This is a genomic window from Candidatus Profftia tarda, from assembly GCF_904848675.1.
GTDB lineage: Bacteria > Pseudomonadota > Gammaproteobacteria > Enterobacterales > Enterobacteriaceae > Profftia > Profftia tarda.
On sequence record NZ_LR890047.1, the window covers coordinates 684,092 to 705,196 of the forward strand.

Genomic DNA, 21,105 nt, shown 5'->3' on the forward strand with positions numbered 1-21,105 from the left:
TCTATACTAGAATAGATTTTAAAATTATAAAGTTCATGTCGAGACATGATATCTTTGTCTCCCTTATGGTAATGAATCATAAATCATACGAGATAATCCCAGAAAACCTCGTCAGGATGATCGAGAAATTTCTTAAATCAGTAATCCTTGATAAAAAGAAAATAAATTCATTAGCAGAACAGCAACTACCTATCTGCGGTAGTAACAAAAGATGAGAACAGAGATAAACAATAATGAAATATTGCCTGAGTATACTTGGTTTTTTTAATAAAAATAATATTTTTCAGTGATATTGACTTCTGTGCAGAAGCAATGTTACCTGAGTAAGGTGATTACTTAGGGCTATTTACATTAAATATTATTAGCAACGTATGTATTGATTAGTTAAGCATAAATCAAACTATGCAACGTTAGGGTTAGCTCTTACAGAGCCAGCGTATAACAAAGACAGCCTATCAAAACTAGAACATGAATAACTAAAGAACATCATACATTTATTTTAAATTGCTCTTTAACCTTTTTAAGGTGAGAGTTACTGTTCATTATTAGATATAATTTGAGCCGGTTCATATTTTTCAATGAAAATAAACTGCTATTTTCTAGAAGAGTTATGTATACTGGCCGCCATTAATGAGGCACGTGTACATGACTAAGTTAGAGAATTCTTTTGCTTTCCTAGGGTTAGCTCAACCAATCATCCAAGCACTAAACGACCTTGGCTACGAAAAACCATCACCCATACAAGAAGAATGCATTCCTCACCTTTTAAAAGGTAGAGATGTTCTAGGTATGGCTCAAACAGGTTCGGGTAAAACTGCTGCCTTTTCGTTGCCACTATTGAATAATATTAAACCAGGACTAAAAGCACCACAGATACTAGTTTTAGCTCCAACTCGTGAGCTAGCAATTCAAGTTTCCCAGGCAATGGCTAACTTTGCTAGACATATAAAAGCTATAAATGTTGTTGCTATTTACGGTGGACAGCGATATGACTTACAGCTGCGTGCCCTGCGTCAAGGGCCACAGATTGTTGTTGGGACCCCAGGCAGAATGCTTGACCACTTAAAGCGTGGCACACTAAATCTTTCTCATCTAAGTGGTTTGGTTTTAGATGAAGCTGATGAAATGCTACGCATGGGATTCATCGAAGATGTTGAAGCTATAATGGCACAGATTCCAGCAGAACATCAGACAGCTTTATTTTCTGCAACTATGCCTGAAGCAATTCGTCGTATCACGCGACGCTTTATGAAAGATCCTAAGGAAGTACGAATTCAGTCTAGCATCAACAATCGGCCTGATATTAGTCAAAGCTACTGGAGTGTTTTTGGTATCCGTAAAAACGAAGCATTAGTTCGCTTTCTTGAAGCTGAAGATTTTGATGCTGCAATCATATTCGTACGCACTAAAAACGCTACTCTAGAAGTTTCGGAAGCCTTGGAACGTAGTGGTTATACCAGTGCTGCTCTAAATGGTGACATGAACCAAGCCCTGCGTGAGCAGACTTTAGGACGATTAAAAGACGGTCGTTTAGATATTCTAATTGCTACTGATGTTGCTGCGCGCGGTCTAGATGTAGACCGCATTAGTCTTGTTGTCAACTATGATATTCCGATGGACTCAGAGTCTTATGTTCATCGTATAGGCCGCACAGGACGTGCAGGACGTGCAGGACGTGCATTGCTATTTGTTGAGAACGGCGAACGTCGACTGCTGCGGAATATTGAACGCATAATGAAGCTCAATATTCCAGAAGTAGAAATTCCTAACGCAGCACTTTTGGGTCAACGTCGTTTGGCTAAGTTTGCCGCTAAAGTACAAAAACAAATAGAAAGTAGTGATCTTGATAAATACCGTGATCTGCTAACTAAACTGCAACCGGCAGATAAGTTAGATTTGGAAACTTTAGCAGCAGCTCTACTTAAGATGGCACGAGGCGAACGCCCCCTTATACCGCCACCAGATCTAATCATAGAACGTAGTCAGCGTCGTGAATTCAACGATCGTGATATTCGCAATGGCAATCATGATAAACGTAGAAACACGAAACGCCGTGAACATCGTGAGGATATGGCTCTTTATCGTATAGAAGTTGGCCGTGATGATGGCGTTGAAGTACGTCATATTGTTGGTGCTATTGCTAACGAGGGTGATATTAGTAGTCGTCATATTGGTCATATAAAACTATTTGCTTGTCACTCAACTATCGAATTGCCTAAGAATATGCCAAATGATTTATTATCCCATTTTAACTGCACTCGCATTCTCAATAAGCCTCTAAACATGAGGTTGATGGGTGATGCACCACCACGGACATATCGTGAAAATACAGTAAGTAATAATAATACCAGCAACTTTATCAGCGGTGAGCGTCGTAATTTTAGAAATCGTGATGATAAACATCACCGTTATAATCGATATTCTAATAATAAAAAGGATCGCATTTCAGCTAAAAACCATGATGATGCACCGCCGACTCGTGGGCATACTAATTAACAGCAGACAAGTCTCTAACTCAGAGATAAGATCCACTAACAAATAGTCTTTTTGTGATTACATATAAATTATGATAATTCTAATTATAAAAGATATATTAAATATATATTATTGAATAATAGCATTAATAAGATGCTTCAGAACATTAAGAAATATAATTTTCTTAATGTTCTGAAAAAGAATAATTCTCTACTATAAGATACATAACTTAAATAAACTTATTGACCAAACTTTGAGAAATACTATTGAAGTAAATCAGGTAAGTTTATGCATATTTTATCTTAAATAGTGTACGTTTAGCTAAAATTAAAATCAAAAAACTTAAAAACAACACCAAATGTCTTCCCAGACAGTGTTTCGTGTCAATTTACTAAAATATACGCAATAAAATATGCAATAGCATATACCAAAGAGTTGCCGAGAATAATTAATAAATTCAAATAAACTTGAATTGCTTTATTAGAGTGATGAATTTGCATCGCTCTTAATTTATAAGGATTGCTCGCAACTTATCATACAATTTTAATCTACTTTACAAGAGCCTCTCATAAGTAAATCAGACGTTTTTATTTATTCCTACAAATAAGAAATATATAAACTTATTATAGATAATTTATAGGTATTTATCATATTTAAGCATCAGGGTTTTGTAGATTAAATTAAATGAGTAGTGTTTCTGGGTATCAGAGACAAGTCAAAATTTATCTTAAGTAGACAACCATTTTGTATTATGACTATTCCTTTTCTTAAAACAAATCTTAAAATTAACTTAGCGCTTATTTTAAGCGTGTTGAGACATTGATTAATATATGTTATTTACTACTTCTTATATTTCTATATTTATATTACTGATCTTGAACGCGATATAGATCAGTATCGCAAGAGTGTAACTAAAAATATTTCTTCTTTTAAACGCGCCTTGGTTAACTGTAATTATTAAAAAATTTATCTTAAAACAGGATGCTTATTAACTTAATATAAACAACTGCTTACCAGTCATATCTTTTGGTACCTTCATGTTCATCATAGTTAGCATAGTAACTGCTATATCAGATAATTTACCACCATTAATAGATTTAGCTGGTTTACCAATGTAAATCAATGGTACCGGCAGATTAGTATGAGCCGTGTAGGGAGACCCAGTAAACTGATCGCGCATTAATTCAGCGTTACCATGATCCGCAGTGATCAGCAACTGGCCATCTATGCTATTTACTGCTTTCACAACCTGGCCAATGCATTCATCTAAAATCTCAATAGCTTTAACTGTTGCATCATAAATACCAGTGTGACCAACCATATCCCCATTAGGATAGTTGCAAATGATAGCATCGTATTTAGTGCTATTAATAGCGGCGATTAATTCTGCAGTAAGCTCTGCAGAGCTCATTTCAGGTTTGAGATCATAGGTAGCTACTTTTGGTGAATTGATCAGGATACGATCTTCACCTTTAAACCTTTTTTCAATGCCTCCATTATAGAAAAACGTTACGTGAGCATATTTTTCAGTTTCAGAAATACGTAATTGGGTTTTGTTATGTTTCATCAGCCATTCACCAAAAGTATTTTTTAGTGATGATGATCGATAAGCGCATGCGGCTTTAATATCGGCAGCATATTCAGTTAACATTACAAAATTACTTAAACTAACCACTTTATTACGCGGAAAATCCTTAAAATCACTCTTAACAAAAGCATGTGTAATTTGTCGAGCTCGATCAGCACGGAAATTCATAAAGATCAATGCATCACCGTCTTGCATAATAGCATCAGGTTCACCAGTTCCTCTGATAACGGTTGATTTAACAAACTCATCGTTTTCATCACGATCGTAAGCGTCTTCAAGACCGGAAACTGCGTTTTCAGCTCTGAATTCTCCTTTAGCTTCGGTTATCAGATCATAAGCTAACTTGACACGATCCCAACGATTATCTCTATCCATAGCATAGTAGCGACCAATAAGAGATGCTATGCGGCCTCGACCGAGTTGAACAAATTTTTCGGTGAATAGTTTTAGTGTATTTTTAGCACTGCGAGGTGGAGTATCGCGACCATCTAAAAAAGCATGTAAATAAATATTCTCTGCGCGGCGCTTAGCGGCTAATTCAACCATAGCCATAATGTGGCTCTCATGGCTATGCACTCCCCCAGGAGATAGTAATCCCATGATATGAACAGCTTTGCCTAGAGATACTGCTTGATCTACAGCGTCAATTATAACTTTATTGATAAAAAAATTACCTTCTTTAATTTCTTTGTCAATCCGTGTCAAATCTTGATATACTATACGTCCTGCACCCAAATTTATATGTCCTACTTCTGAATTACCCATTTGCCCATCAGGTAACCCAACGTCTAAACCGGAAGCTGATATTAGGGTGTGTGGATACTCTTTCCACAAACGATCCATAACAGGACTTTTGGCTTTAAGGATTGCATTATCTTGCATGTCCTCACGATAACCATAACCATCTAGAATCAAGAGTACCATAGTTTTTTTAATCTTTGACATTGTAATAACCTCTATATAAATAAATGATTTAATTTAAACATTTTATACATGAATAGTACCCTACTTTAGGTAAATTTCATGAATTAGACAAGAGTCAAACTTAAAAGCAAAAGAAAAGGCAAAATAATAGACATGGATATTCACAGGAAAAGCGTGTAATATTACTACAGTTTAGCGGTGTATTATCTTTAATAGAGATAATAAAATTTTAGAGAATATTTTGTCAAAGTAAAAATATAAAACTGCCACATGGATAAATAAAATAAAAGACCTCTCATTTAGATAATGCTTAAATAAGATAATATTATATGAATATATTTCAGAAAGTAGATGCGGTTATTTGTTTTTAATAAAGATGAGAGCGCTATATAATATTAAAACACTGAGTAGATAATTGCTAATTATGATCTAGGACTGAATAGTATGAAAGATTTCTAGAAAGTAAATAAAGTTATCCATGGTATTTATAAATTAGAGAATAATTTTCTTAATAGAGAGGTCTTTAAGAACTACTATAGTATATCAGCATATCACATGCAGCTCTGAAAATAATTTCTATAATACTAATCGCTTAGGATAACCAGACCTACTAGGAGACTACAGATGTCTCAAATAATATACTCTAATGCACAATTGTTCCTTGCTAAATTATTTTTTATTCAATTAGAATCTAAGTGATCTTTTCTGTACCGCTCATCAAGGATGATATATCCTTACATCAGCAAGAAAATTTTTAATTCTTTTCAAATTACTGTTCATTACAGTTCTGCTGGATATCATAAAACACTGCGCACTCTTAATGGCTAAGGCGTCTATTTTGTTCTTTTAACTGATATGAGTTTTATTTAATCAATGCAAATGCAAAATATTATACAATTTGTAAGCAGCCATCCCATGCTATGCTCAGCATGGATCATTCTGTTTATTACATTACTGATTAATACCCTAAAAGGGTATCTCTCCAAAGTAAAAAAAATAACTCGCGCTGAAGCAACATGCCTGATAAATCAAGAAGGTGCAGTGATTATTGATACCCGTCCTTACCAAGATTTTTGCAAAGGTCATTTGGTAAATGCTTTAAACGTAAATCCCGTAGATATAAGAAACGGCATACTTAATAATTTAGCAAAATATAAATATCAACCGGTAATCATAGTGTGTACCCATGGCATCCACTCTCGTTCATCAGGAGAGCACTTGGTGAAAGCTGGTTTTCAATATATTTATACTTTACAGGAGGGCATGAATGGGTGGAATAATGCAAACTTGCCTTTAGCACGCTTTAAATAATATATATTGTATAATAGCCGGTAGGATATATCTGTACCAAAAGCATTATTTTCTAACATCATTTAAGAGCGTGAATATCACTTTAAATTCCTTCATATAATAAAATTATTATCAATAAAGATAGAGCATATGTTAGAAATAATTGAGTGTATTTCCTTTGCAATTCCTCGCCATACTTCATGTATAGCATATTTATGTCTGTTATTATTTTGACAAACATGTAACATACAATAAGAGTTAGGAGAACTTATGTAAGAAGTATCGTGCTTATGATCCATCAACCTCATGTATAAGAGGTATTCATATAAAAGGTATGAATCCATGTCGGAACAAAAAAAAATCGCAATGTCTTTAGAAATTCAACGTATTTATACTAAAGATATATCCTTTGAGGCTCCAAATTCACCAGCTATATTTCAAAAAACATGGCAACCAGAAGTCAGGATAGATCTAAATACTACATCAAATCAATTAATGAACAATGTGTTTGAGGTTGTATTGTGGATTACTGTAACAGCATCCCTTAAAAAAGAAATTGCATTCTTGTGTGAAATACATCAGGCAGGAATCTTTGCTATTGATGGTATTGAAGATAGCAAAATGGCTCATTTTTTAGGAGCTTATTGCCCTAATATTTTATTCCCGTATGCACGTGAGTGCATTAGCAACTTAGTAAATCATAGCACTTTCCCGCAGTTGAACCTAGCTCCGGTTAATTTTGATACATTGTTTATGAAATATCTAAGAAAAGCTGAGCAGCCTGAGCAGCCTGAGCAGCCTGAGCAGCCTGAGCAGCCTGAGCAGCCTGAGCAGCCTGAGCAGGCCATGAATTCCCATGAATAAACCCACTGCTTCAATCAGTATAATAGGTGCTGGTTCTTACGGAACCGCTTTAGCGATTTCACTGGCACGAAACGGGCATAAAGTAGTGCTCTGGGGGCACAAGCACAAGCATATGAATACGATAAATGCTGCTCGCTGTAATCAAAATTTTTTGCCAGATGTTCTATTTCCTAATACACTAAAAGTTGAATACGATCTCGCAAAAGCGATTGCTGCGAGCCGTGATACTCTGGTTGTCGTACCTAGTCATGTCTTTTCCGAAGTACTGTTTCAACTGAAACCTTTCTTGCGTCCTGATTCTCGCATAGTTTGGGCAACAAAGGGATTAGAAAGTGAAACTGGCAATTTATTGCAGGACGTTATCCGTAAGATCTTAGGTCCTGATATTCCTTTGGCAGTTATATCAGGACCTACATTTGCTAAAGAGCTGGCAGCTGGACTTCCTACTGCTATTGTGCTCTCATCAACTGACCTAATCTTCATTGAAGATTTGCAGAGGCTTTTACACTGCATAAAAAATTTAAGAGTGTATAGGAACCTTGATTTAATTGGTGTTCAGCTAGGTGGTGCAGTAAAGAATGTGATTGCTATTGGTGCTGGAATTTCTGATGGCATTGGCTTTGGATCAAATGCTAGAACTGCACTAATCACACGTGGATTAATTGAAATGAGGCGGCTTGGTATTTCTCTGGGAGCGGATTCAGATACCTTTATGGGGATGTCTGGGTTAGGTGATCTAGTGCTAACCTGCACTGATGACCAGTCTCGTAATAGACGTTTTGGTATTATGCTGGGAAAAGGCATTGAAGTTAAGGAAGCACAGGATAAAATCGGGCAAGTAGTTGAAGGCTACCGTATTACAAGAGAAGTAATGGGATTAGCCCGACGTTATGGGATTGAAATGCCAATTACTGAGCAAGTATATAAAGTTCTTTACTGCAATCAAGATGTTAGTAAAGCTGCTTTATCCCTGTTGGGACGAGCTCAAAAAGATGAGACACTATAAGCTCATAGATAATTTTATAATTAATTAAGCTTATACCCTCCGGTACAATAAATATTTTTATGGAAATTAAGCTATGTCTTAAATACAATTATATCATAAATCTAGATATAGCAGGGAATGTTGTATGCCAATCGAAGAAACCGAACAAATTTGGCAATTAATCAAAAAAGAAGCTCTTATTCTAGCTGATTATGAACCAATGTTAGCAAGATTTTATAATATAACCCTGCTTGAGCACGAAACTTTAGCTGACGCGCTTAGCTATATTCTATCTAATAAGCTTGCAAATACCATTATGCCAGCTATTGAGATCCGCGAGATGGTAGAGGAGGCATATCGTGCAGACAAAAATATCATAGAATATGCTACTAGCGATATTATTGCCGTTCTAAAACGTGATCCGGCGGTTAATAGATACTCTACACCTTTACTATATCTTAAGGGTTTTCATGCGCTACAGTCATATCGTATCAGTCATTGGCTATGGTTAAAAGACCGTACGTCATTAGCTATTCATCTACAACATCAGATATCGATTGTCTTTGGGGTGGATATTCATCCTGCTGCTATTATTGGCTGTGGTAATATTCTTGATCATGCCACAGGAATTGTGATCGGTGAAACAGCGGTAGTTAAGAACGAAGTTTCTATACTGCAGTCAGTCACATTGGGTGGAACGGGGAAGGAAATAGGAGATCGCCACCCAAAAATAGGTGAAGGCGTAATGATTGGTGCAGGTGCGAAAATTCTAGGTAATATAGAAATAGGACGTGGAGCTAAGGTTGGTGCTGGTTCAGTAGTATTGAATTCAATACCGCCGTATGCAACTGCTGTTGGAGTTCCTGCCCGAGTTATAGCATATTATAAGGAGAAAAAATCATCGATGGATATTAATCAACGATTTTTACAAAGTAAGCATTATAGTTTTGAGTTTGGAGATGGAATATAAACAAAAGCATATTTTATTTAAAAATGGGAAATATATGAATTATCTAACTAATATTGCTTGATCTTTCAACTCATGGCACTTTTTAATATCATCGTTCTATAATTCCGGAATAATCAAAGAAGATTTAATAAATATATTTATACTATATTAAATTAATGCAATTCTTGATAAATAATATTTTGCTAGATAGTATAAAATCATACAAATACAGTGCTTATGTCTTTTAAATAAGTCAGATATGCTATTTTTTAGGAAGATTAAAGAGAGGTATAGCACTATATTATCTTATAGAGCCAACATTATATTTTTGAGATAAAATACTACTTAAATAAAGTCTAAGAGATATTTATCTAATATTTTTAAATAAAACCCTCTAATATTTCTGCAGAAATAAGATTTTTATATTTTAATAGATGTATAGTCCTCCCATAAGGCATAGAATATTAATATTTAAGATCATCATAACATGCTTTTAGAGAAATTTTAGTAAAATACTAACTGATGATAATTTTGCAATGATTAATAAATAGCGCTTAGAAACATAGAGAATTACTTTTTATAAAATACTGTTTGTGCGTACCTATATAATTTACCAATACATAAACATTTTAATAACATACAATCATGTATTGTATTGAATATACAGATCATGTTATATAGAGTTTGTGAGAACTATTTTAAAGCTTATAAAAACTGTAATCTAATGTATTATCATTATTTTGGATGCTCAAATCCATATAAATGATAGGCATAATTATAATATATTGATATGCAAGATATTATGTGCATTTCATTCTTAATCTTATCTTTTTATACTTTCTAGCAACATTAAAATATTGCGTTATAACTAGACATTGTTAATACACATATAACGACAAACTCTTCTAAAAAAATAAGATACTGTCATTAAAAAGAAGAAAGTTACATAAAGTTGATTCCTTAATCAAAAATAGAGAAAATTATATGACCAATTGATAATGTCATGAGTATAATAAAAAGATTATGATGTAATTATACTATCATTTGGAAAATCATAATGCAGTTGAGAATAATCAATAGCTTTAAAATAAAGCGTAATATTAACTAATTTATTGACTGAGGCAGCAAATCTTAGAAATTAAAATAACTTAAGTTACTTCTTGAGTCTAGAATATCCTTAAATACATAAGGATTGAGATATATAGATTATTGCAGATCTTGATTGTTCTTGGATACTCTACCTATAATGTTGCATAGATTTATAATCATAATCACATTATAACCGTACTTTTATAGCTAATTGTTTTTAAATAAATATATCTCTAAAACTTAATTATATGTAAATTGCAACAGCCAAATGAAATTCATTTTTCATAGCACGCTTTATCAGATTCAGATAGAGCAAGCAGTTATAGAGGTATGAGTAATGGCTTTAATCAAAGAAATCTTGCACGCTTTGTGGGAACAGGACTTTACCGTTCTAAATTCTCCTAAAATGCTATGGGCTATATACAGCATTTTGTTTATAACACTTTTACTAGAAAATGGACTACTTCCTGTTTCTTTTTTACCTGGTGATAGCTTACTCCTACTTGCAGGAGCATTAATGGGTAAAGGTGTTTTGCCTTTTTTTCCTACTATTATTGTCCTAATTATAGCATCAAGCCTTGGATGCTGGATAAGCTATATTCAAGGTCGCTGGCTGGGAAATACTAGATTGGTTCAAACCTGGATTATGCAACTACCGGCACATTATCATAATCGTGCATATAATATGTTCCATACACACGGTTTGTTTGCATTATTGGCTGGACGTTTCTTAGGATTTGTACGAACTATTTTGCCAACTATTGCTGGATTATCTGGTCTGAAGAATACACGTTTTCAAGTATTTAACTGGCTTAGCGCTTTTTTGTGGGTTTGTTCTATGACAGGTCTTGGTTTAGCTATAAGCTGTATTCCAATTGTAAAACGCCATGAAGATCAAATGATGACATTTCTAATGGTATTACCCATTATTTTACTAGTTATTGGCTTAGTGGGAACACTAATAATATTTGTGCGTAAAAAAAATCATACTATCGTTTAATAAAATAAATAATTTATGTAATATAAGTAATACCTGTGTATCTTATTAAGATCTATCTTCGGAAGCTGTAAAAAAATTACTATCAAATTTTATTTTCATTCTCTTATTACTTCAAGATATAATCACTCTTTAAATTTTTATAAAACTATACAATATCACTGAAATAATAAAACTTATTACTAACTAATAGGTTAGAAATCATTAAATAATTTTAATTCTATAATATTAGTGATAAAATCTCACAAATATTATAAATAGAATGTATAACTTATAAATAAACCAAAATATTAGGGATACACTATTAAGATCAAATGATAGTATTTAAATATAGTAATTTTTGCGAGATAAAAATAATTTAGTACGAAAATATATGAGCTAGTACTTATTATTATCTCGCAAGAGAATTAATTTCTAATATTATGAGAATGGATGATACTACCTTTTAGATCCATCAAATGCTTTTAATAAATATATATATCTTCTCGGAAGAACTTCATAAATTTATTAATAATGAATAATAGATTGAAACTATTGGAGTTAGATAATATTGCTTCTATTACATTTTGATAAGATACCTCATATAAATGTGATATTTTGCATACCATTTTTATATTATTCGTAATAAGTAAGAGATATTAAAGAAGAATGCAAAACATTAAAAAACAAAATGTTAAATTTCTTCGAGAAATTATGTGTAATTATTTAGGAGTATTACAAAGCATAGAATAATCTTACATAAAATCTCCTAATTCACTTATGTGGATAAATATAAAAATTATCTTGTACAAATATGAGGCAGATACAACTAGACCAACATATAAATATTTCTCTGCGAATACAATTCATTATCTATCGCATTGTCCGTATATAATATTTATAAACAAGATAAAGCCAGTAAGATACTCAAGAAACTTTAATTATAATAGTATAATTTTTTAATTGTCAGAAACATCAGGTCAGTAGTAGAGTAACTTGCTTTGTAGGTATTAGACTCAAATACTCATCAAAATAATCTAAAATATGAAAATATCTGTTTCAATACAGACAGGATTTTTTGGATTACATATTTGTATGTGTATCTCATATATCTGAAATATACATAAAAATAATATATATTTTTTTAAAAAAATAACAACATATAGACAAAAGATAATTTTAATGTTATGATATAATATCTAAATATCAGATATTTAAATGATAAAAAGATAATAATTTAATTAATAAACTATTTAATTCTTCTTGATTCATAAAAAACATAAAATTATTTATTAAAATAATAAAGCCAAAGATATACTCTAGATATTGTGCATGATTTTAATCTATAATATAAGATACTCAGGCCCCTTAGCTCAGTGGTTAGAGCAGGCGACTCATAATCGCTTGGTCGCTGGTTCAAATCCAGCAGGGGTCATCAAAGATATAAATTTGTTATATATGATCTCATTTAGATAAAATTTTTTAAATAAAAAGTTACAAACTAGATTATTATATGATCATAAATTTACTTATTAATACAGTGTCGTTTATTTGCAAAAAAGTGATCAAACTATCACGGGTGCAACTTTTAACCTTTGGTGATACAATACATAATTATCAGAAAAAATATAATTTTCTATCTAAATATTAAGCTTCAATCTAAAATAATAAGAAATATAAAAATAACTTAGATAGTTCTAATATTCTACACTTAAATAAAAAATTTAAATTATACAAAGATTCAATGAACATATCATTCTTAGTTAAACCATCTATGTTGATTATATCAAATCAGCTTAGTTAAAGATATCAAATGAATTAACCTAATGAGATTACAGTAATACAGATGCTGAACAGAGAATGACTTACTATATAACCACTATAAGATTGATAATATCTTTATATATTAAATTTGTTTGCTTAGTATAATATTTAATGTAAGAAAAGAAGACATATAATCTTAAACCTTAGTCAGTAAGAGTAATATAGAAAACGGCGATATAGAAAGCTATCAATTAATAATAAGCTTGTATAAACTATAATTTAAGTAATTTACTCTTAACTCATATATAACTAATTATTGATGAAATATTGGCCAAATCATAACTATTAGTATGCCTGCGATCGTGAACAGTACGTTAGCAATTGCATACGTACCTGCGTATCCCAGTGCTGGAATGTTACTACGTGAGGCATCACTGATAATTTCCATCGCCGGAGCACAAGTTCTCGCGCCCATAATAGCGCCAAAAAGAAGAGCACGGTTCATTCGTAGTACATAAGCACCAAATAAAAAACATATTACTACAGGTAGTAAACTTAGCACTAGACCACTGAACAGTAGCTGGTAGCCAATTTGGCCTAATACTTGATTCAAGTCAGCACCAGCATTAAGGCCGATACCAGCCATAAAAACCATCAAACCTAACTCTTTAACCATATTTAAGGCACCCTGCGGGATATAACCAAAAGTAGGATGGTTAGCACGCAGAAAACCAAGCATGATGCCTGCAAAGAGCAATCCTGCAGAGTTACCGATACCAAATAAAAAGTCAGTAAATTTAAAAGTAATAAGACCAATCATCAAACCAATGATAAAAAAAGCGCAGAAAGCAAGAAGATCAGTTACCTGACTATGGATCGCAATAAATCCAATGCGCTCTGCAATACTCTCCACTCGACGGGCATCACCGCTTATCTGAAGTATGTCCCCCTTATTTAAAACAATATTGTCATCTATAGGCATTTCAATTTGGCTACGAATAACACGGTTTAAGAAGCAACCGTGATCTGCTAGTTTAATCTGACTTAGACGCTTACCAATAACATTATTATTTTTTAAGACTATTTCTGCAGTCACAATACGCATATCTAGCAGATCACGATCAAAAACTTCTTTTCCATTACGGAAGCTAGCATCTAAACGTGAATGGGCATCGGGGTAACCAACTAATGAAATTTCATCACTTATCTGTAATACCGCATCTCCGTCTGGGGTAGCCAGGATACCGTTGCGACGAATTCTCTCAATATAACAACCTGTTTGCCGATAAATATCAAGCTCCCGTAAATTTTTTCCATCAGCCCAAAATATTAACTCGGAGCCAACGCGATACGCACGAATTACTGGTAAGAAAACTTTACGTTGTATTTCATTATCTAAACCGCGTTCTTGAGCAATTTGCTGAGCTGCAGTTGGTAAATCTTGGTGTTCTATCTTTGCTAAATAACGGGCGCTCAAGATCAGGCTAACTAAACCTATAAGATAGGTAATAGCATACCCAAAACTAAGATGATCTTGCGATTTTATAAAAAAAGATTTTTCTGTCATGATCTGACGTAAGGTATCCCCTGCTCCTACTAAGACGGGGGTGGATGTCACAGATCCTGCCAGAATACCGGCCGTTAGACCTATATCCCAGTGAAATAACTTTCCAAAACCCACAGCCATCAGTAATGCACTGCCAATCATAACAAGAGCTAACATAAAATAGTTTTTTCCGTCACGGAAGAAAACAGAGAAGAAATTTGGACCCGCCTCTATGCCAACACAGAAGATGAATAGCATAAAACCAAGATTTAGCGCTTCAGTATTCATCATAAAGTGTTGTTGCCCTAACAAAAGTGAAACAACTAATACTCCTATGGAATTACCGATCTGTAAGGGACCGAGATGAATTTTGCCAATAAAAAGTCCCAGAGCTAAAACAACGAATAGAAGTAAAATGTGATTTCCTGCTAATAAACTCACAATATCAATATTCACGGCGAATAACTTATGGTTAAGTAGATTGCGTTTGCTGCAATAAACTATTAGTTGCTAACAGTAGTTGACTATACAATAAAAATCAATGTTATGCGTAACATAATAATTAATATGAATTTAGGAAAAGATTATGCTAAATATAACGCTAATTACAAACCATACAAATAATTAACATATTTTTACAGAAAAAACTAAAATATTTAAAAAATTTTGCTACTTAGCTAAAATGAAAAAAATAATAGTGCGAACGCCATTATATCACAATGAGATAAACATCGTTATAAACTCTACTCCTATCAATCTTAGATAAAAGATATAATTTCTTTCTAAGAATTAAGGTTATACTTATTTTGAGAAAAGAGTATTATAAAATAATATTATTACAAGCATTTATTATAATTAGATTAAGCTTTAGATAGAGCATTGAGTTAATCAATTATTAGAGATAATAGGTAGGATTTAACCACTTTATAAGATGTTGAATGAGATTAAAGATGACATATTATTGCTATTTCTTATAATTAATATTTTTAGATACAGAGACTTTGTCAAATAAGACTTACTAAAGAAAAAATTAAAAAACTTAGATGTCCACTCTACCTTTTTATACTCAGTATTATCAATTAAAAAGTAATTAAAATAATTAAGATCATAGTTATATCTTTTAAGATATTATTATCTTTAATAAAAGTTATAAAAATTTCTTAATGCTTTACGCATCTTGATAATTTTACAAGAAAAACATTAATAATACTGCTCTCTAAACAACTAAATTATTCTATAAATGAATACTGATATCATTAAAGTAACTCTCATGAAATAAGTCTTTATTGCGACTATATTAGAGTAAGATAATATTTAAGATAAAGATTATAGTAAATATAGTTATAGTTTTTATATCTCTGGATAAATCTAATTTTTAAATAAACTAGAACATTGTTCTCCAGTCTAATTTCTACAATTATTTTAATTAAATATAAGACTTAAAATTATATTATAAATAAATAATCAAACTATATATTAAAATAATGCAAATATTATAAAATAGTTTGATAAACTAATAATACTATAACAGATATATCAACAGTAGCCGAAGTCCATCAAACGGCGATATCGACGATTAACTAACTCTTTAGTTTCCAATATATCCAGATCGCTTAAATCACACAATAACCTAGCTTTTATAGACATAGCCATCTCAAGAAGATCGCGATGTGCACCACCTAAAGGTTCTTTTATAATAGAATCAATCAGATTTAACTCTTTTAAGCGCAGGGCCGTAATACACATAGCGTCTGCAGCTAGTGGTGCTTTATCTGCACTCTTCCATAGGATAGAAGCACAACCTTCTGGTGATATAACCGAATAAGTACTATATTGAAGCATATTAACTTTATCGCCAACGCCAATCGCTAACGCGCCGCCCGAACCACCTTCGCCAATAACTGTACAGATAACAGGTACTCTTAAAATAGACATTTCACGCAGATTGCGCGCGATAGCTTCAGACTGACCGCGTTCTTCGGCACCAACTCCAGGATATGCACCCGGAGTATCAATGAAGGTAATTATTGGTAATTTGAAGCGTTCAGCCATTTCCATGAGCCGCAAAGCTTTACGATATCCTTCAGGTGCGGGCATACCAAAATTACGACGAATTTTTTCTTTAGTTTCACGGCCTTTCTGATGGCCAATAATCATAACAGAGCGACCATTCAAGCGAGCTATACCGCCTACGATAGCGTTATCATCAGCATAAGCACGGTCGCCTGCAAGCTCATCAAAGTCAGTAAAAATTTGCTCAATATAATCTAAAGTATAAGGACGTTTAGGATGTCGTGCTAATTGTGCAACTTGCCAAGCTCCTAGATTAGAGAAGATCTTGCGGGTTAATTCAACATGCTTATCCCGCAAACACTGTATTTCTTCGTCGATATTTAAATCTATTTTGTTATCTGGCAAGCTAACTGATGTCAACAATTTAATTTTTTCTTCAAGTTCGTCAATAGGATATTCAAAATCTAGACTCATATTATTCCTATATTAGTCAAATTTAAGTTCTACTTGTTCATTACCCAAAAGAGTACGCAGATCAACTAGCAGACGTTCTGTTGGGGTTACTCGCCAGGTCACCCCAAATCTTAATTTAGCGCGTGCATTATTACGTTGATAGTATAATTCTACTGGAATAGTTCCTGGATGATATGATTCTAACAAGTCGCGGAGACGCTGTAATATTTGATCATAAATTTGTCTATCAGTTAAATAAATAGCTAGCTTACTCACATATTTCTCACGCGCCTCAATGATATCCATGATCTGACGAGCAATCATTTTCATGCCCCCTCTAAAGTTATCAGAGATAATTTGTCCTATTACTATGAGGATGCGATCTCTTTCTAGTAAGTGTTGGTACTTATCTAATGCCTCATTAAATATTATAACTTCTAGGCGCCCAGAACGATCATCTAATGTACACAGTCCAATGCGATTGCCGCGCTTAGTAGTTTTGATTTTAGCTGCCACTACTAATCCAGCAGCAGTTGTCATTTTACCTTTTTCTGTCGGACGCATATCTTTTATATGTATGCCATCTGCATATTTATCTATTTCCTTAAGATATTGGTTTATAGGGTGCCCAGTTAGATATAAGCCTAAAGTTTCACGCTCGCCATCTAATACCACCTGAGCAGGCCATGGAGCATGTCTCTTATATGATGCCTCTACTTGATCAGTGTCTTGAGGCAATACACCAAACATATCTATCTGACCAATGGATTCAGCTCTGACATGCTGATCAGATGCTTTTAATGCGCTTTTTAGTGAGTTAATTAGAGCAGCGCGATGAGGTCCTAATCGATCAAATGCTCCGGACATAATCAATCTTTCTAACATACGACGGTTTAATTTTTTAGTATCTATTCTGGCACATAAATCAAATAATTCTTTAAAAGACCCACCTTTGTTGCGGGCATTAATGATTGCTTCAATAGCCCCTGAACCCACTCCTTTAATAGCACCTATACCGTAAACAATACCACCTTTATCATTCACGTGAAATTGATAATGTCCATTATTAATATCTGGAGGCAGTACTGTAAGTCCCATCAAGCAACATTCATCTACCAAACTTACTACTTTTTCAGTATTATCCATATCTGCGGTCATTACCGCAGCCATAAACTCTGCTGGATAGTGTGCTTTTAACCATAGAGTCTGGTATGAGAGCAATGCATAAGCAGCAGAGTGCGATTTGTTAAATCCATAACTAGCGAACTTTTCCAGTAAGTCGAATATTTTCATTGATAAATCACCGTTAATACCCATCCGCTCTGCGCCTTTTTTAAAAACTATGCGTTGCTTCGCCATCTCTGAAGGTTTTTTTTTCCCCATTGCACGACGCAATATATCCGCTTCACCTAGCGTATATCCAGCTAAAACTTGTGCTATCTGCATTACCTGCTCCTGATACAGGATAATTCCATAAGTTGACTCTAGTACAGGTTTTAACAATAGATGTTGTCGCTGAGCATCTGGGTAAAAAACTTCTTCACGTCCGTGTTTACGATCAATAAAGTTGTCTACCATCCCTGACTGCAAAGGTCCAGGACGAAAGAGTGCGACTAAGGCGATCATATCTTCGAAACAATCGGGTTTTAGTCGTTTAATCAAATCTTTCATGCCGCGTGATTCCAGCTGAAATACTGCTGTAGTTTCTGATCGTTGCAGCATTTCAAAACTTCTTTTATCGTTAAGCGGTATAGCAGAAATATCAATCTTAGGATCAGCTCTTTTATCCTGACGAGCATTAATCATATTCAATGCCCAATCAATAATTGTAAGAGTGCGTAGGCCTAAAAAATCGAATTTGACGAGTCCGGCGCGCTCTACATCATTTTTATCAAACTGAGTCAGTGGATGATTGCCTTCGGAATCGCAATACAGCGGCGCAAAGTCAGTAATTTTTGTTGGTGCAATAACTACTCCACCAGCATGTTTACCAGCATTACGGGTAACACCTTCTAGTTTACGAGCCATATCAATCAGTGTTCTAACTTCTTCATCCTCTTCGTAAATTTTAGACAATTGAGGTTCGGCTTCAAAAGCTTCTTTTAGTGTTATTCCAGGCTCTAATGGAACCAATTTTGATATGCGATCTACAAAACTATAAGGATAGCCTAAAACACGTCCAACATCGCGGATAACCGCTTTCGCTGCCATGGTGCCAAAAGTAATAATCTGGGATACCTCATCACGACCATAAATTTCAGCCACATGTTCAATTACAAGGTCACGTTTCTCCATACAGAAATCAACATCAAAATCAGGCATTGATATGCGTTCTGGATTTAGGAATCGTTCAAAAAGCAAATCAAATGCAAGTGGGTCTATATCAGTTATTTTTAGCGCATAGGCAACTAATGAACCCGCGCCAGAACCACGACCTGGACCCACCCGCACACCGTTGTCTTTCGACCATTGAATGAATTCCATAACGATTAAGAAATAGGCGGGGAATCCCATATTGTTGATAACTTTTAGCTCACTTTCAAGGCGCTGATCGTACTGTATACGATTCTGAGAGCGTTCTTCTTTATTCGGGAATAAGAATGCTAAGCGGTCTTCTAAGCCACCCCTAGATTTAACAATTAAGAAGTTTTCCGTAGACATTGCACCAGTCGGGAATAGCGGCAAGAAGTATTTATCTAGGATAACTGTAACATTACAACGCTTAGCGATTTCTACACTGTTTTCTAATCCTTCTGGAAGATCAGCGAAGATTCTATTCATTTCTTCTTCGCTGCGCATATACTGTTGTTCGCTATATTGTCTAGGGCGTTTTTCGTTATCTAAAGTTACGCTATTATGAATAGCAACGCGTATTTCATGCGCATCAAAATCAGTAGATTCTAAAAAACGTACGTCATTGGTCGCAACAACTGGAAGACTGCACTCTTCAGCTAGTGCTACTGCAAGTTTTAAATAAATTTCTTCGTTTACACGACCAGTTCTAATTAATTCTAGATAATAACTATCAGGAAAATATTGTTGATAGAAATCAACACATTTATGTACCAACAACTGGTTGCCCCTCAACAACATTTTGCCTACATCTCCTTGACGCCCACCAGATAACAAAATTAGTCCTTCACGATGCTTAATTAGAGCATCTTGGTTAATTACTGGACCTTCGATACCATATCCACGCCGGTAAGCACCTGAAATAAGTAGAGTAAGGTTTTTATATCCTTGATTGTTAGCAGATAGAATAGTCAGTTGAGAAATCTCATTACCTAAAAAATGATCATTTTTTATCAGCACGTCAGCGCCAATGATAGGTTTGATACCAGCTCTATATGCTGCATCATAAAATTTTATCAATCCACACATATTAGTATGATCAGTCATGGCAAAAGCCGGCATACCCAAAGAAACTGCTTTTTTAACCAATGCTTCCACTTTTGCTAGCCCATCTATCATTGAATAGTCGCTATGAACTCGCAAATGTATAAAATGTGGTGCAGCCATAATTCAATTACTCATATAAAAGAATTCGTTAATTGTTAGATACGCAGTCAGATCTCAACATGATAGAATGAAGAGCATTTTTCACTGGTCTAAAGCTGTAGCGGTGCTGTTTAGTTACCCCTAACTTTTCTAAACATTTAATATGAAAAGCCGTTGGATATCCTTTGTTCTTTGCGAACTCATATTTTGGAAATTGTGCATCCAGGTTCTTCATTTCTCGATCGCGCGTGACTTTAGCTAAAATAGATGCCGCGCTGATTTCCTCTACATACAGATCACCTTTCACAACAGTCTGAGAAGCCATGGGTAATGAAGGCCCGCGATTTCCATCTATTAACACAAAATCTGGTTTGAGAGACAAACTAGAAATAGCCCTTTTCATAGCTAGCATAGTCGCGCATAAAATATTAAGTTCATCAATTTCTTTAGGTTCTGCATAGCCTAAGCTCCAGCTCAATGCTTGATTTATAATTTTCTCGTATATCATATTACGACGTTTTTCATTTAATTTTTTTGAATCTGTTAATCCAATTATTGGATGAGCAGGATCCAGAATAACCGCTGCAGTTACAACCGGGCCGACTAAAGAGCCATAACCTACTTCATCAACACCTGCAATACGATATCCAGATGAATAGATTAATCTCTCATAAATTACATTCAAAAACAT

Annotated in this window: 11 protein-coding genes and 1 tRNA gene; 7 read left to right on the forward strand and 5 right to left on the reverse strand. The window is 34.0% G+C overall.

The genetic code is table 11. The features are described from left to right. The first annotated feature begins 645 nt into the window (after nucleotides 1-645). Nucleotides 646-2,496, forward strand: a complete 1,851-nt coding sequence (locus KTT71_RS01765) for a DEAD/DEAH family ATP-dependent RNA helicase (RefSeq protein WP_216782162.1) — start codon at nucleotides 646-648, stop codon at nucleotides 2,494-2,496. A gap of 967 nt (nucleotides 2,497-3,463) precedes the next feature. Here the strand turns inward: KTT71_RS01765 and gpmM are convergent. Beyond that, nucleotides 3,464-5,008 carry a 2,3-bisphosphoglycerate-independent phosphoglycerate mutase gene (gene gpmM / locus KTT71_RS01770; RefSeq protein ID WP_216782163.1) on the reverse strand — a complete coding sequence of 515 codons (1,545 nt, stop codon included), beginning with the start codon at nucleotides 5,006-5,008 and terminating at the stop codon, nucleotides 3,464-3,466. A gap of 858 nt (nucleotides 5,009-5,866) precedes the next feature. Between gpmM and KTT71_RS01775 the strand changes: the two genes are divergently transcribed. The 6 genes from KTT71_RS01775 to KTT71_RS01800 all read left to right on the forward strand — a co-directional run bounded on the left by KTT71_RS01775 (nucleotide 5,867) and on the right by KTT71_RS01800 (nucleotide 12,575). After that, entirely contained in the window at nucleotides 5,867-6,298 is a 432-nt protein-coding gene (locus KTT71_RS01775; RefSeq protein WP_216782746.1) for a rhodanese-like domain-containing protein, read from the forward strand. A 321-nt stretch (nucleotides 6,299-6,619) separates the two neighbouring features. After that, nucleotides 6,620-7,141 (forward strand): protein-export chaperone SecB, encoded by a 522-nt coding sequence (secB, locus tag KTT71_RS01780; RefSeq protein ID WP_216782164.1) that lies wholly within the window; start codon nucleotides 6,620-6,622, stop codon nucleotides 7,139-7,141. Beyond that, nucleotides 7,134-8,147 carry an NAD(P)H-dependent glycerol-3-phosphate dehydrogenase gene (gpsA, locus tag KTT71_RS01785; RefSeq protein WP_216782165.1) on the forward strand — a complete coding sequence of 338 codons (1,014 nt, stop codon included), beginning with the start codon at nucleotides 7,134-7,136 and terminating at the stop codon, nucleotides 8,145-8,147. The genes secB and gpsA overlap by 8 nt, the downstream gene beginning before the upstream one ends. A gap of 124 nt (nucleotides 8,148-8,271) precedes the next feature. Further along, nucleotides 8,272-9,096 (forward strand): serine O-acetyltransferase, encoded by an 825-nt coding sequence (gene cysE, locus KTT71_RS01790; RefSeq protein ID WP_216782166.1) that lies wholly within the window; start codon nucleotides 8,272-8,274, stop codon nucleotides 9,094-9,096. A gap of 1,405 nt (nucleotides 9,097-10,501) precedes the next feature. After that, nucleotides 10,502-11,164, forward strand: coding sequence for a DedA family protein (locus tag KTT71_RS01795; RefSeq protein ID WP_216782167.1), 663 nt, complete (start codon nucleotides 10,502-10,504; stop codon nucleotides 11,162-11,164). 1,338 nt (nucleotides 11,165-12,502) lie between these two features. Further along, nucleotides 12,503-12,575, forward strand: a tRNA-Ile gene (locus KTT71_RS01800). Nucleotides 12,576-13,217: 642 nt separating this feature from the next. Here the strand turns inward: KTT71_RS01800 and KTT71_RS01805 are convergent. The 4 genes from KTT71_RS01805 to rnhB form a co-directional block, all read right to left on the reverse strand. Next, nucleotides 13,218-14,906, reverse strand: coding sequence for an aspartate:alanine antiporter (locus KTT71_RS01805; RefSeq protein ID WP_216782168.1), 1,689 nt, complete (start codon nucleotides 14,904-14,906; stop codon nucleotides 13,218-13,220). A gap of 1,080 nt (nucleotides 14,907-15,986) precedes the next feature. After that, nucleotides 15,987-16,937, reverse strand: coding sequence for an acetyl-CoA carboxylase carboxyl transferase subunit alpha (accA, locus tag KTT71_RS01810; protein WP_216782169.1), 951 nt, complete (start codon nucleotides 16,935-16,937; stop codon nucleotides 15,987-15,989). Between the two features lie 12 nt (nucleotides 16,938-16,949). Next, nucleotides 16,950-20,435 (reverse strand): DNA polymerase III subunit alpha, encoded by a 3,486-nt coding sequence (gene dnaE / locus KTT71_RS01815; protein ID WP_216782170.1) that lies wholly within the window; start codon nucleotides 20,433-20,435, stop codon nucleotides 16,950-16,952. 28 nt (nucleotides 20,436-20,463) lie between these two features. Beyond that, nucleotides 20,464-21,105, reverse strand: coding sequence for a ribonuclease HII (gene rnhB, locus KTT71_RS01820; RefSeq protein ID WP_216782171.1), 642 nt, complete (start codon nucleotides 21,103-21,105; stop codon nucleotides 20,464-20,466).

Excerpts from the sequence above, each read along its gene's own strand:
- KTT71_RS01765 (WP_216782162.1), top strand. The coding sequence starts at position 646 with ATGACTAAGTTAGAGAATTCTTTTGCTTTCCTAGGGTTAGCTCAACCA.
- gpmM (WP_216782163.1), bottom strand. The coding sequence starts at position 5,008 with ATGTCAAAGATTAAAAAAACTATGGTACTCTTGATTCTAGATGGTTAT.
- KTT71_RS01775 (WP_216782746.1), top strand. The coding sequence starts at position 5,867 with ATGCAAAATATTATACAATTTGTAAGCAGCCATCCCATGCTATGCTCA.
- secB (WP_216782164.1), top strand. The coding sequence starts at position 6,620 with ATGTCGGAACAAAAAAAAATCGCAATGTCTTTAGAAATTCAACGTATT.
- gpsA (WP_216782165.1), top strand. The coding sequence starts at position 7,134 with ATGAATAAACCCACTGCTTCAATCAGTATAATAGGTGCTGGTTCTTAC.
- cysE (WP_216782166.1), top strand. The coding sequence starts at position 8,272 with ATGCCAATCGAAGAAACCGAACAAATTTGGCAATTAATCAAAAAAGAA.
- KTT71_RS01795 (WP_216782167.1), top strand. The coding sequence starts at position 10,502 with ATGGCTTTAATCAAAGAAATCTTGCACGCTTTGTGGGAACAGGACTTT.
- accA (WP_216782169.1), bottom strand. The coding sequence starts at position 16,937 with ATGAGTCTAGATTTTGAATATCCTATTGACGAACTTGAAGAAAAAATT.
- dnaE (WP_216782170.1), bottom strand. The coding sequence starts at position 20,435 with ATGGCTGCACCACATTTTATACATTTGCGAGTTCATAGCGACTATTCA.
- rnhB (WP_216782171.1), bottom strand. The coding sequence starts at position 21,105 with ATGTTTTTGAATGTAATTTATGAGAGATTAATCTATTCATCTGGATAT.